Origin of the sequence: Chryseobacterium cupriresistens, from assembly GCF_046614675.1 — a bacterium.
GTDB classification, from domain to species: domain Bacteria; phylum Bacteroidota; class Bacteroidia; order Flavobacteriales; family Weeksellaceae; genus Chryseobacterium; species Chryseobacterium cupriresistens.
Genome location: NZ_JBKKJT010000008.1, coordinates 66,916 through 79,316, shown reverse-complemented (window position 1 = coordinate 79,316; position 12,401 = coordinate 66,916). Strand labels below are relative to the sequence as shown.

Annotated in this window: 14 protein-coding genes and 5 tRNA genes; 5 read left to right on the top strand and 14 right to left on the bottom strand. The window is 36.2% G+C overall.

Annotation, left to right across the window (positions count from 1 at the left end):
- Positions 1-26: 26 nt before the first annotated feature.
- From ACLI50_RS18750 to ACLI50_RS18740, 3 genes are read right to left on the bottom strand one after another with little or no spacing between them, the layout of a single operon-like run.
- Entirely contained in the window at positions 27-683 is a 657-nt protein-coding gene (locus ACLI50_RS18750) for a hypothetical protein (RefSeq protein WP_411414404.1), read from the bottom strand.
- A gap of 1 nt (position 684) precedes the next feature.
- Positions 685-1,386, bottom strand: a complete 702-nt coding sequence (locus tag ACLI50_RS18745; RefSeq protein WP_411414403.1) for a PspA/IM30 family protein — start codon at positions 1,384-1,386, stop codon at positions 685-687.
- Positions 1,387-1,405: 19 nt separating this feature from the next.
- Positions 1,406-1,801 (bottom strand): type III secretion system chaperone family protein, encoded by a 396-nt coding sequence (locus ACLI50_RS18740; RefSeq protein WP_343642597.1) that lies wholly within the window; start codon positions 1,799-1,801, stop codon positions 1,406-1,408.
- 124 nt (positions 1,802-1,925) lie between these two features.
- On the opposite strand from ACLI50_RS18740, the gene ACLI50_RS18735 reads away from it, so the two are divergent.
- Positions 1,926-2,546, top strand: a complete 621-nt coding sequence (locus ACLI50_RS18735) for a helix-turn-helix domain-containing protein (RefSeq protein ID WP_343642599.1) — start codon at positions 1,926-1,928, stop codon at positions 2,544-2,546.
- 51 nt (positions 2,547-2,597) lie between these two features.
- On the opposite strand, the gene ACLI50_RS18730 is transcribed toward ACLI50_RS18735, so the two are convergent.
- The 10 genes from ACLI50_RS18730 to ACLI50_RS18685 all read right to left on the bottom strand — a co-directional run bounded on the left by ACLI50_RS18730 (position 2,598) and on the right by ACLI50_RS18685 (position 7,719).
- Complete coding sequence (locus ACLI50_RS18730; protein WP_343642601.1) at positions 2,598-2,948, bottom strand: hypothetical protein; 351 nt, start codon at positions 2,946-2,948, stop codon at positions 2,598-2,600.
- A gap of 80 nt (positions 2,949-3,028) precedes the next feature.
- Positions 3,029-3,379 carry a hypothetical protein gene (locus ACLI50_RS18725; RefSeq protein WP_343642603.1) on the bottom strand — a complete coding sequence of 117 codons (351 nt, stop codon included), beginning with the start codon at positions 3,377-3,379 and terminating at the stop codon, positions 3,029-3,031.
- A 79-nt stretch (positions 3,380-3,458) separates the two neighbouring features.
- Positions 3,459-3,800: a hypothetical protein gene (locus ACLI50_RS18720; RefSeq protein ID WP_343642605.1), complete on the bottom strand. Its 342-nt coding sequence runs from the start codon at positions 3,798-3,800 to the stop codon at positions 3,459-3,461.
- 81 nt (positions 3,801-3,881) lie between these two features.
- On the bottom strand, positions 3,882-4,229 hold the full coding sequence (locus ACLI50_RS18715; protein WP_343642607.1) for a YrhB domain-containing protein: 348 nt from the start codon (positions 4,227-4,229) through the stop codon (positions 3,882-3,884).
- Positions 4,230-4,231: 2 nt separating this feature from the next.
- Positions 4,232-6,736, bottom strand: a complete 2,505-nt coding sequence (locus ACLI50_RS18710; RefSeq protein ID WP_343642609.1) for a hypothetical protein — start codon at positions 6,734-6,736, stop codon at positions 4,232-4,234.
- 369 nt (positions 6,737-7,105) lie between these two features.
- Positions 7,106-7,189: transfer RNA gene (locus tag ACLI50_RS18705), tRNA-Leu, on the bottom strand.
- Between the two features lie 77 nt (positions 7,190-7,266).
- A tRNA-Leu gene (locus ACLI50_RS18700) sits at positions 7,267-7,348 on the bottom strand.
- A gap of 119 nt (positions 7,349-7,467) precedes the next feature.
- Positions 7,468-7,551 (bottom strand) — tRNA-Leu (locus tag ACLI50_RS18695).
- Positions 7,552-7,557: 6 nt separating this feature from the next.
- Positions 7,558-7,633, bottom strand: a tRNA-Gly gene (locus tag ACLI50_RS18690).
- Between the two features lie 4 nt (positions 7,634-7,637).
- Positions 7,638-7,719, bottom strand: a tRNA-Leu gene (locus tag ACLI50_RS18685).
- Positions 7,720-7,897: 178 nt separating this feature from the next.
- Between ACLI50_RS18685 and ACLI50_RS18680 the strand changes: the two genes are divergently transcribed.
- From ACLI50_RS18680 to ACLI50_RS18665, 4 genes are read left to right on the top strand one after another with little or no spacing between them, the layout of a single operon-like run.
- Positions 7,898-8,275, top strand: coding sequence for a DUF3127 domain-containing protein (locus ACLI50_RS18680; RefSeq protein WP_041461994.1), 378 nt, complete (start codon positions 7,898-7,900; stop codon positions 8,273-8,275).
- Between the two features lie 60 nt (positions 8,276-8,335).
- On the top strand, positions 8,336-8,989 hold the full coding sequence (gene aat / locus ACLI50_RS18675) for a leucyl/phenylalanyl-tRNA--protein transferase (protein ID WP_202842248.1): 654 nt from the start codon (positions 8,336-8,338) through the stop codon (positions 8,987-8,989).
- Entirely contained in the window at positions 8,976-9,854 is an 879-nt protein-coding gene (locus tag ACLI50_RS18670) for a DMT family transporter (RefSeq protein ID WP_343642612.1), read from the top strand. Before aat ends, ACLI50_RS18670 begins: the two co-directional genes overlap by 14 nt.
- Before the next feature lie 47 nt (positions 9,855-9,901).
- The gene (locus ACLI50_RS18665) at positions 9,902-10,768 is read left to right on the top strand and encodes a hypothetical protein (RefSeq protein ID WP_343642614.1); all 867 of its coding nucleotides are present in this window, start codon (positions 9,902-9,904) and stop codon (positions 10,766-10,768) included.
- 45 nt (positions 10,769-10,813) lie between these two features.
- On the opposite strand, the gene ACLI50_RS18660 is transcribed toward ACLI50_RS18665, so the two are convergent.
- Positions 10,814-12,196 carry a tetratricopeptide repeat protein gene (locus ACLI50_RS18660; protein WP_227943862.1) on the bottom strand — a complete coding sequence of 461 codons (1,383 nt, stop codon included), beginning with the start codon at positions 12,194-12,196 and terminating at the stop codon, positions 10,814-10,816.
- Between the last annotated feature and the right edge of the window lie 205 nt (positions 12,197-12,401).

Below are 12,401 nucleotides of genomic sequence, written 5' to 3'. Positions count from 1 at the left end.
GTTAGCATGGTTATTAGTTTTTTATTTTAATATCTTATTGATTTCTGTACGTAGTAAATCCTTTTTTCGGGTTCCTCATCTACAATCATAACCCGGGTTCCATGCTCCAGCCTGCTTCCGTCTTTACTTCTCACCATCAGCGTCATAGGATCGCTTCCGATAAAGACTTCCATCATCCCTATTTTATCATCCTGAATGCTTGATTTCAGGCGGCCTTCTCTTCCTAAAAAGGCGTACGATAATTCACCTTTATGATTGATTTCCTTAAAAAAGGGATTCAGCGGTTTCAGAATGATTTTGGTTAACAGCATTCCTCCAATCATCAGCGGGAATATAATCAGTATTCCTGCCCATGTAGGAAGTGGAATGAAATAATTCAGATAAAATGACCCCAGCCAGGTAATCAGCAGTGAAAGGGTGAGAAAATACGTTATAGGAACGATATCCAGATTCAGAAATTTCAGGAAGTGCATCCATGCTGAAGGATCATGATCAGGGGTATGAACATGGCCATCCGGAACGTCTATATCAGCATCTGCATCCAGGTCGGAATGAATTCCCACATCTATATCCAGCCCTGTAAGAATGGTAAAGAGCCAATAGATCACTGAAAGCCCGAGCAGAACTGTTAGCACCGTATTCACCGGAGAAAATGCTACATTTAAAAATTCCTGAAAGGTCATATTAGCCTTTTTTTAGTGTTTCTTTTAATCTGTTTAAAGCTTCTTCAGCCTTTGTATCGCTATTGTTTACTATGGCATTTATCTCATCATCAATGTTTTTTCCTGATTTTGAAAGATCAGAATAAGCTTCTGCAAGGGCTTCCTGCTGTACAACACGATCCTTCAGTTTTTCCAGCATGCTTACCGTGCTTCCGGTATCCATCTGGGTCATCTTCTGATTGATATCTTTTGTGGCTTCACTCACCTGAACTCTTGCTTTCAGGGTTTTCAGTTCATTTTCCCATTTGGTAATGCTTGACTTCAGGTGGTTGATATTTCCCTGCATTTTTTCGCATTCATCATATAGTTTTTCATGTTCTTTCTGAAGAGCATCTGCATTTTCCTGAGAAGCAGTCTGCCTTTTCAGAGCTTCTTTGGCAAGACGGTCTGCTTCTGCTGTTTCTACCTCTCCTTTTTCTGCTTTCTGAACAATGACTATAGCTTTATTATAGTAATCTTTGGCAGTCTGCCCTTCTGTCTCTGCTTCGTTCTTTTTACGTATAGCAAGGGCTTTCAACTGGGCAAGTGCTTCTATACTTTTTCCCAGCTGTTCTTTCATTTCACGGATTCCCTCTTCCGTTAAATTGATCGGGTCTTCAAAGCTGTCGATCACAGAATGGATCTCTGCTTTTCCTATCGTTAACAATCTTTTGAAAATGTTCATTTTAAATATCTTTTGTGAATTACTTACTCATTTCCAGCATTTCTGTTGTAAATTCCCCCACCAAAATTCCTAAAGAATTAATGGAAGCCATTACTTCGTTTTGTGCCATGTTATCAGTGGGAAGCGTATCTCTGAAAATCACACGTCTTCCTGTACCGTCCAATGCGAATGCCCCGTGAACAATGTCTCTGTTTTTCTGAAGCAATCTCAGAAAAATTTTTTCGGTGGGATTTTTAATTTCAAAAAGAAACTGTTCCATGATCAGAATAGAGTCTGACACGATAAGGATCATGTTTTTTATTCCGTTGGATTCTTTTTCAATGATTAAGATTCTCTGAGCTTCATCCTCCAGCGTGATGTTGAACTCATAATCTAACAACCATTCTTTAACCGTTCTGAATATTTGATTTCTCATGATGGCTGGTTTAGTGTTTTATTTTTTTCGTCTACACAAATATAAAATAAAATTTTCAAATTGCAAATATTATTAGCAATTATTTATTCCAGATTCTCTATCTTTGCAAAAAAGATTAGACAAAATGAGCTTCTTTGGAACTAATATTAAAAAAATAAGACAGGTGAAAGGACTAAGCCAAAAGGCTTTTGCTGATTTATTTGATTTAAACAGAGGAGTGATCAGCTCTTACGAGGAAGGGCGCGCAGAACCTAAGATAGAAACTATACTAAAGGTAGCGAATCATTTTAATCTTAATCTTGATAAATTACTGACTGAAACCCTTCAGGTAAACCAGCTAGTAAGTGTTTCAGACATTGATCAGCTGATGCTTTTCCCGGAGCTGGCTATTCAAAATAGCAAAGAAGCAAAAACAAACACAGAAGAAAATAATCCAAACACGGCACTATTGCAAAAAATATTAGCATCTGTTGATCTGGTCTATGAGTTTTCTCCTGAAAAAACACTGCTTCCCCAGTATCAATCCGGTGATATTTTATTTCTGAACAAAGCAGATCCGAAAACAGAACCTATTAACAATCTACTGGTTCATATCAATGGAAACCTTCAATACGCAACCGATAATCAACTAAAAAACAAAAACGATCAGGAATACTTTAAGATTGTAGGATACTTTTCGACAGGAAACAAGAATATCTTCACTGGTATTTTTGAAAGACTGGAGAATTTGGAAAATAAAAGATAGTTTTAAGTCTTTAAAAACAGCAGTAATTGCACTGCTGTTCCTATTTTCATTTTATTTGTAATCAAATCTATCTTCATCAGGATACCAGTAAGTGTCTAAAGCCGTTGATAATGTTCCATTTTCATAGGCTTTTAGTTGCCTTTCTAATATCACCGAAGTACCAAAGGTAACCACTTTTCCTGTCCTTTTTTCCACTAAAAAAGAGGCATTCCCTACTAATGTTTTATTAAAATCTCCTGTTAAAAGAAATTCTTTAGATTGATAATCATAAATATTTCCATATGACTTTTTAATGATATGATCTGTCAATATTACTACTTCAATATCTAATCCTCCAAAGTGTTCCGCTCTACTTTGTAAATAGCGTTCCGCTATCTTTAGCATTTCTTTATCTGTTAACATAATTTTTCAGCTTTTGTGATTTTGAAGTATGAAAAATAATAAAAAACAGCAGTAATTGCATTGCTGTTTCTATTTTCATTTTATTTGTAATCAAACCGATCTTCGTTGGGATACCAATAAGTGTCTAAAGCTGTTGATAATGTATCATTTTCATAAGCTTTAATTTCATTTCCTAATATACCTGCTGTGCCAAATTGAACCACTCTTCCTGTTTTTTTCTCCACTAGAAAAGAAGCGTTTCCTACTAAGGATTTATTAAAATTTCCAGTTAAAATAAATTCTTTAGACTGATAATCATAAATATTTCCATATGACTTTTTAATGATATGATCTGTTAATATTACGACTTCAATATCTAATCCTCCAAAGTGTTCTGCTCTACTTTTTAAATAGCGTTCTGCTATCTTTAGCATTTCTCTATCTGTTAACATAATTTTTCAGTTTTGTGATTTTGAAGTATGAAAAATAATAAAAAACAGCGGTGAAATTACTGCTGTTTCTATTTTCATTTTATTTGTAATCAAATCGATCTTCGTCGGGATACCAGTAAAGGTCTAAACTTTTTCCCATCGTTCCATTTTCATAGGCTTTTACATTATTCTCTAAACTCATTGCTGAAGCAAAAGTAACCACTCTTCCTGTTTTTTTCTCAACTAAAAAAGGAGCGTTGCCTCCCAGTGCTTTATTAAAATCTCTTGTCAAAAGAAATTCTTTGGACTGATAGCGATAAATATTGCCGTAGTTTTTTTTAATTATTTCTTCCAATAATATTATCGGTTCTATATTTTTATCTACTATTCTTCTTACAAAACGTTCTGCTATTGCTAGCATTTCTTTGTCTGTTAACATCATTTTTTCTTCAGTTTTGTGATTTTGAAGTATGAAAAATAATAAAAAAACAGCAGTAATTTCACTGCTGTTTCTATTTTCATTTTATTTGTAATCAAATCTATCTTCGTCCGGATACCAATAAGTATGCAAAGATGTAGATAATGTTCCATTTTCATAAGACTCTATATAATCTTCTAATCTTCTTGCTGTACCAAAGCCAACTACCCTACCTGTTTTTTTTTCTACGAGAAAGGGAGCATTTCCCATCAATGATTTATTAAAGTTTCCAGTTAATATAAATTCTTTAGAATTATAGAAGTAAATATTACCATATGGCTTTTTAATAATATCATTTGTATAGATCATAACTTCAATATTCTCATCTCCACGTTCTCCTTTTCTTTTTAAATAACGCTCTGCTATTTGCAGCAATTCTTTGTCTGTTAACATAACTAATTTTTTATTTTTCCTGTTTTTGTGTACATAAAGTTTAAATAATTTCTTTGGAGAAAGTTCCTAGCTTTCATACTTTTTACATCATAAACGACATATTCACCTGTTTGCCCATCAAATAAATGTAATTCCTTATTCTTTTTCACTGCCACAAAATAATGCCCATCAACTATTCCACTTGGATGGTATTTCTTGGCTCCATAAATAATAGCAATTTCACCTTCTCCTAATATAGCCTCTTTTGTTAAACGAGGAAATGTTGTATCACTAAAGCGACCTCCTCCACATTTTGCTATTACTTTATCAAATGATTGATATGTCGATGGCTTGGCTAATTGTAATTCCCCTGTTTTTAAAAATCCTATTACAGCTTCTACGACATTAGCACAATTCTCATCATCTATTTGTTTGACTATATTCCCTTCTGATTTATGATTAAAATAAGGCATCGCTTCTTTCATCTTTTCAAAAGGATTTTTAATTATGGTATTTAAAAATTGTTTTTCCCCTTCTATAAATGCTTTTACTTCTGCTTCAACGGTTGTTTCTACAATAGAGCTGCCTGGCGGCACATGTCCACCCAGATGTTCCAGCTCCTCTACTAATTTTTCTCCCTGTAATTTACGCCATTTTTTGTAGAACATATGCATTTCTGCTTTAGTAAACTCTTCTATCACTTCACCTTTGTACACAACAGCATAGGCGTTCAAAAATGTCCCCTGTCTTTGTCCGGATAAGAAAACGACTCCGTTTTCTGCCATGGTGTTACCAAGCACTCTATATTCCGCTCCGAGGAAAATTTCCCGGGGTTCGATTACTTTTATCGTATTTCTTTGGAAGTTAGAAATATTGGTTTCCAGCACAGCTTTTAATACCAAAGTCTTAAGATAATTCTTAGCACTTCCGTCAGCCATTTTTGCAATCAGTTTGGCTGCTCCGGTATAAAAACCACCTACAACAGTTAAACCTGCCAATGCCATACCTCCCACCATATAAATCTCTTCCCAGACTGCCAGAAATTTTGCCCCCCCTTCATAGGTAGCAATTTCTTCTTTAAATGTCTGTACGGTAAGGTCAGCCCCCGCCAAAGAAATATCGGCAGCAGCCAGTAAAATAAAATAGGGATTTCCGGAGGTTGCCAATGTGGCAACACCAATTACAATAGCGATAAGATTAGCCGCTATACGGATGTTCTGCTGTACAACCGCCCACTCTTCTGCATCTGCCATTGCTTTCAGATAAATAGCAGGCACCAGATAGGTTTTCTCTTTCTCTCCGCTGATATCTGTAAGATACACCATATCCAGAGGATGAAACTGTGTCCCTTCATCCAGATCTTCTGTAACGGTCTCTTTTGCATTGGGATCTCCTTCTTTCGGTACTATTTTTACATTTCGCTGTACCTCTTTCTGCTGCTGCAGGAGAAATGTATCTCTGTAGTGGTCATCACTTCTCTGGAAAATTCCCATTTCAAGAATATCACTGTTGATTTTATAACCCTTACCAATAATAAAGGATTGGGCTTCTTTTTTCCGCTTATCATTATTCACAAACAGAGAAAACAGCATCATGATATTGGCCAGGATCATCCGGTTGCTTTGCATTTTACCCTCATATTCTGTGCTTCCGTCTAAATTGTAATACATTCTGTTCAGCTTACCCGGGTTTTCACGGAAATACTTAAGAACAGGAACCGGATCTCCGATTGCTTTGAAAACCTGTATCACCGCAGAACTGCTGTCCTTGAAAATATTTGAGTCATCTGCGTCCGAAAGTATTTCAAGATGATTAAAGAATGTTAATTTATCAATATGCACAGACAAATTGGATAAAATAGTGTCCGGAATGTTTTCGTAAATAAACTTCAGCGATTCAGGGTTTTCATACTTTTTGAGAGCATCAGCAAAATTTTTCAGAAAGTATTTGTAGTCAGCATCATAATCATCAATATTACCATACCCTAACTGTATATTCAAATCCCTGAATTCCTGATAAGAACAGGTTTCCAGGATAATTGCCTTTTCGTCACTTTTTCCATAGAAAAAATTGATTCTGTAATAGATTTTTTCTTTTCTTACTGCTATTTCCTGGGCAATTTGGGTCTGGCTCCATTTTACTGAGACACTTTCTGCTTTTGAGTTCAGATAAGCTTTCAGCCTGATGAAATTTTTGCCCGGAAGTGAAAGACTCTTGCTTTGAGTATTAGATTGATAATCATTCGGATTGTATTCCAGAATATAATCCCTCATTCCACTGTTGGCATACTTAATTTTTGAAACCAAAAGTTCCAGATTGATATATTCATCCGTCTGCCAGTCTGAAATATCTGAAACCGAAGGCGAAGTGGATGGTAAAGAGGTTTCTTTTTGTAAATCCGTGGGTTGTTTTAGTGTTTTGCTTAAAAAAGATTCACTGTACACCAAATGATTTGAGAAAGATTGCAGGATTCTTTTACTCGTTTCATCGAAGTCATCAAAATCGTTAAAATAATTGTCATAGTTCATTGCTTAAAATTTTAGGTTAATAAAAATTCAGCATGAAAATCGAAACAAAGTTTAGGGAAAGATTCAAATATCTGATCAGGATTATTTTAACCTTAAATTCTATAATACCCGGCACAGAATCTTCCTAACTTTGATATTGAATTTCATATTTGTGTTTTTATTGTCACAAATATCAGTGCGGAAAACGACAGAACTTGACGTATTAAAATTTAAAAGCAAACATCACTTAATTTTTGAAATCTTGGTTAATATTATAAACAGATCAATCAAAGTGGCTATGATTGAAACACACCTTATAATAAATCCGAATAAATAGTTGTGATTATTAGAAACAAAAAAGCCCTCCGTAATAAATTACAGAGGGCTTTGTACCCCAGACGGGACTTGAACCCGTACGTCCTTGCGGACACAGGATTTTAAGTCCTGCGTGTCTACCAGTTCCACCACCAGGGCATGGTGTGGGCAAAAAAAAAGATTCGAACCAGAGGTTCCAACCTTCTTAACGACTCTAAAGAGCCCTTTTCGAATTGTGCGGATGAAGGGACTCGAACCCCCACGCCTCACGGCACCAGATCCTAAGTCTGGCGTGGCTACCAATTACACCACATCCGCTGATTCGCTGATCTGAATACTCAGATTCAACCTGATTTCTTACAAATATAAGATTTTTATTTAAAGAACACTCTCTATTAAAACAAAAAACCCTCCGTAAGATATTACAGAGGGTCTTGTACCCCAGACGGGACTTGAACCCGTACGTCCTTGCGGACACAGGATTTTAAGTCCTGCGTGTCTACCAGTTCCACCACCAGGGCATGGTGTGGAGCGAAAAACGGGATTCGAACCCGCGACCCCAACCTTGGCAAGGTTGTGCTCTACCAGCTGAGCTATTTTCGCATAGTGCGGATGAAGGGACTCGAACCCCCACGCCTCACGGCACCAGATCCTAAGTCTGGCGTGGCTACCAATTACACCACATCCGCTGGTTTTTTATATTGTAAGTTTTAAAGAGCTTGCTTCGTTTTTGTGAGTGCAAATATAGGACAATTTCCTTTACTACCAAACTTTTCAGGAAAAAAAAATAAAATTTCCACATTTTTTTTTCACAGCTTCTTTTATTACATTTCATTTTCTTACTTTTACATCGTTAATATTTACGATATGGAATTACAAGGAACGGTAAAGAAACTTTTTGATGCTCAAACATTTGCGAGCGGGTTTCAAAAAAGAGAAATGGTTATTTTGACCCAGGAACAGTATCCACAGCCGATAAACATAGAATTTTTATCTGATAAAATCAGTTTATTAGATAACCTTAAAGAAGGAGAAAACGTAAAGGTAGGAATCAACATCAGAGGTAGAGAATGGGTTTCTCCGCAGGGTGAAACTAAATACTTCAACTCTATTACAGGGTGGAGAGTAGAGAAAGTTTTTGATAATGCTTCAGAACCTACTCAGGCAATGCCTCAGCAGTCTGCATCCCCGGTTTCTAATGAGAATCCTTTTGCCGGAGACGACGATGATGATTTACCTTTCTAATTAAAGAATAAAAGATCAATTATAAATCCTGCTTTTTGAAGTGGGATTTTTTTGCTAAAAATGGTCCGATTAGACGAAAACGAGATTTCATTTCCCGACCCGGAGCTGTATGATGGCCATGAGGGAGTGGTTGCTTTTGGTGGCGACCTGTCCGTAGAGCGTATCTGGTTTGCTTATCAGCTCGGTATTTTTCCCTGGTACAACCCCGGAGAGGAAATCCTTTGGTGGTGTCCCGATCCAAGGTTTGTGCTTATTCCTGAAGAATTAAAAGTTTCAAAATCTATGAGAAAGATACTCAACAGAAATGTTTTTACTTTCTCCGAGAATAAGAATTTCAGGGAGGTAATCAGAAATTGCCAGCAGGCTACAAGAAAAGGGCAGTCGGGAACGTGGCTTTCTGATGAACTGATGGAGTCTTTTATCCAGCTTCATCAATACGGTTTGGCCAAAAGTATTGAAGTATGGCAGGATGGAGAACTTGTAGGGGGTTTTTACGGGTTGCAGATTGGAAATGTATTCTGCGGAGAAAGCATGTTTGCCAAGGTAAGTAATGCTTCAAAAGCGGGCTTTATCAACTTTGTGGAAAGCAATAAAAACAGCCTTGAGTTAATTGATTGTCAATCCCATACAGAACACCTGGAAAGCTTGGGGGCAAAAATGATTCCCAAAAAAGAATTTCTAAAAATCTTACACGAAAATAATGAACGCAGATAAAGAAAAGTGGGTTCTTCTGATTGTCCTGAGTATTATCTGGGGATCATCTTTTATTTTGATCAAAAAATCACTGGAACATTTTAATCCGTTTCAGGTAGGTTCTTTACGGGTTCTTATTGCCGGAATTATTTTACTTCCGGTCGCGATTTCCAATTATAAACTTTTTCCCAGAAAACATCTGAAGTGGTTAATTCTGGCTGCTTTTACAGGAAATTTCATTCCTATGTTTTTATTTCCGATTGCAGAAACTGAAGTAAGCAGCAGCATTGCCGGAATTATCAACTCAATGATGCCTATTTTTGTGATTATTGTGGGCGCATTGGTATGGAAGTTTGAAACGACAAAAAAACAGATCATAGGAACACTTATAAGCTTTACGGGGGTATGCATTCTGGCTTTTGGCGGAGGCGACAGCGGAGAGTTGAAAATGATCCCTATTCTGCTCCTTTTATTGGCTACTTTATGTTATGCACTGAGTACAACCACTGTAAAATCAAAGCTTATGGAGGTTTCTTCTACGGTTTTATCTGCTTTTGTATTTTCTTTTGTTTTATTGCTGCCTTCCATTCTTGCGCTGACAGGTACGGGATTCTTTTCGGAATTCAGCTTTTCGAAGGATAATCTGATGGGACTTATGTTTGTCAGTCTGTTATCTGTTTTCGGAACAGGTCTGGCGATGATGATGAATTACCGTTTACTTAAAGTTTCCTCTCCTCTTTTTGCATCCACAGTAACTTTAGTGATGCCTATTGTTGCTATTATCTGGGGAATAATTGATGGTGAGAAACTGACCTATTTACAATTTGCAGGAGCTGGAATTATTATTGCCGGGCTCATCTTTTTAAGAACAAATCCAAAAAAATAAAATCATATTATAAATTAAATTATATTTGGGTGATTTAACTTATAACTATGAAAAAACTTCTACTTTTGGGGTCCGCAGCCTTATCTTTACTTTCCTGTTACAATGCTGACGATACTCCTTTTGATAACAGTGATCCCTCTAATCAAAATGTGATTCTTCCTACGAAGATGACAATGGATGGGATTGTCATGAAAATCAATTACAACGGAACTAAAATCATCAGCATGATTAACAATATTAATCACGGGCAAAGAATTGAGTTCACGTATACCGATGATTATATTACAGGCATTAAACATTACGAAAATAATATTCTTGAAAGCACTGTTGAATATGGATATAATAACGGGCGTATGTCAACAGCGGTTACGAAGGAATATTCTACAACCGGAACCGTACAGAACACTGTTACATTTACTTATACCTATACCAGTACTACAGAAATCAGCGTAAAAAAACAAACGAATTCAGGAGCGGCAGGTTCTTCTATTATCAACAGTGTAATCACGTATAATAATGGAAATATGGTAAGCAATGCAGGCTCAGGAACCGGAATTGTCAATGGAAATACCGTTAACTATACAGAAAAAGAGACTTATACATACACGGATAAAAACTATCCTTTCAAAAATGTAAAAGGTTTTGACAAAATTATCTTTAATGGAAATGAGAGCAGCGATGGCATAAGCATGCTATTCTCAAATATCAAGAACAGCTTAAGTGCTTATAAGGGAGAATTTACCCAAACTACAGCCGGAGGGGGAACAGCAACCGGAACAACTCAGCATAAGTATACAACAACTTTTAATACTGCCGGTTACCCATCTGAAGAAAGCAGGCAATCGCTTGATACAAACGGAAACCCGAACAGCATTGTCCCGGATAAGTTTTTCTACGAATACAATTATCAATAAAAAAAACCTGCATTTCTGCAGGTTTTTCTTTTATTTTAGGTTATTCTAGTTCTTTTTCTTCACTTTACTGGCTTTTACCTTTTTCACCTCATCTTTAATGAAAGGATATTTTTTCTGCATATCCTTTGCTAAAGAAGGATCAAGTTCCAATGCTTTTTGAAGAGATTCAAAACCTTTATCCTGATCTTTAAGATTGTAATAGCAATTGCTCAGCTGATAAAAAAGCTCTGCTCTGTAATGTTTTTTTATGGCTCTGTTCAAGACTGTTACCGCATCTTCATACTCTCCTACCAACATCAAAACTTCTGAATAGGCATACCAGTTGTAAAACCTTGAAGGTTCTGCATCTACCAGTTTTTTAAGACAGGAAAGGCTTTCTTCAAATTTTCCTGAATCGATGAATAAGAACGCTAATCTCTTTTGATAATCAAGATTGTTTTCATTCAGCTGGGTAGCTTCTTTGGCAAAATGCAATGCTTCAGACATTCCTCCCATTTCTTCGTAAAGATAAGACTGTTCCATCATGGCAAGATAAAACTGAGGGTCTTCTCTTAATGATTTCTGGAATGCATTTAAAGCTAAAATAGGCTGTTTTAAGGCCTTATTGCATAGTCCGATCTTATAATAAGTAAATGCTTTCGTGTATTCCAGCTCCAGCATTTCTTCATACGTTTCGATCGCCTTCTGGTATTGTCCCAAAGCTTCATAACAAGCTGCTTTATTGGCATATACTCCTACAGAGTTTGAGTTGATTGCCAGTAAATAGTCGTAGCCTCTTATCGCTTCATCATAATTTTTTCTGTTAAAATAGAATTGTCCGTATTCAAACCAGGCGGTTTCAGAATAAGGGAATTCATCTAAATATTCATTAAGAAAGGCAATAGCCTCCTCACTCTTATTCAGGTCACTGAAGCATACCATAGCATTTTCCAGCGAATATTCATCCGTAGGATCTTCCTTCAGTGCTTTCCTGTAATGTTTAAGAGCGTTAAAAGGATCTCCGAGATTCACATATTCGTCCGCAATAAAGTTGTGGAGAAAGTTTTCTTCTTCCTCTAATGTCAAAGCTTTTTTGCAGATTTCAATGGATTTTCTGGGATTTCCTAGGTTCGAATAATACTTGGCGTAACAAACCAAAAAGTCTGTATTCTCCATAGAAGCGCCTTTCAGTTCGTCAATAAGTTCTTTCGCCGTATTATAGTCTTCCCATTCCAGAAGGATTTCAAGTCTTTTGATCTTAATATCCAACGAATTAGGGTGAAGCTTCAGTCCATAATTAACAGCCATGTCAGCGTAATTAAAATCACCAAGCTCCAAATAATAAACAATGATATCTTCCAACTCTTCTGTATCAAAGTAGAATTCGTCATTGTTTTCCATCATTTCCTCGAACTTTTTTACAAGTTCATTTCCAAAATACTCTTCCAATAGTGTCCTCTTTGTCGGCCTGATGTCTGAATTTGCTTACAAACCTCGGCAAACGTTTAATTAATAATATATCTGAAACTGATATTCAAATATTTATGCAAAGTTGCAACTTTTTTTTGAATATTCCATTTCATAAATTTCTATTATAAAAATAGTAAAAAAAGAAAACCGATAAAAGGATTGTGGATAAAAAAACGGAAATTGG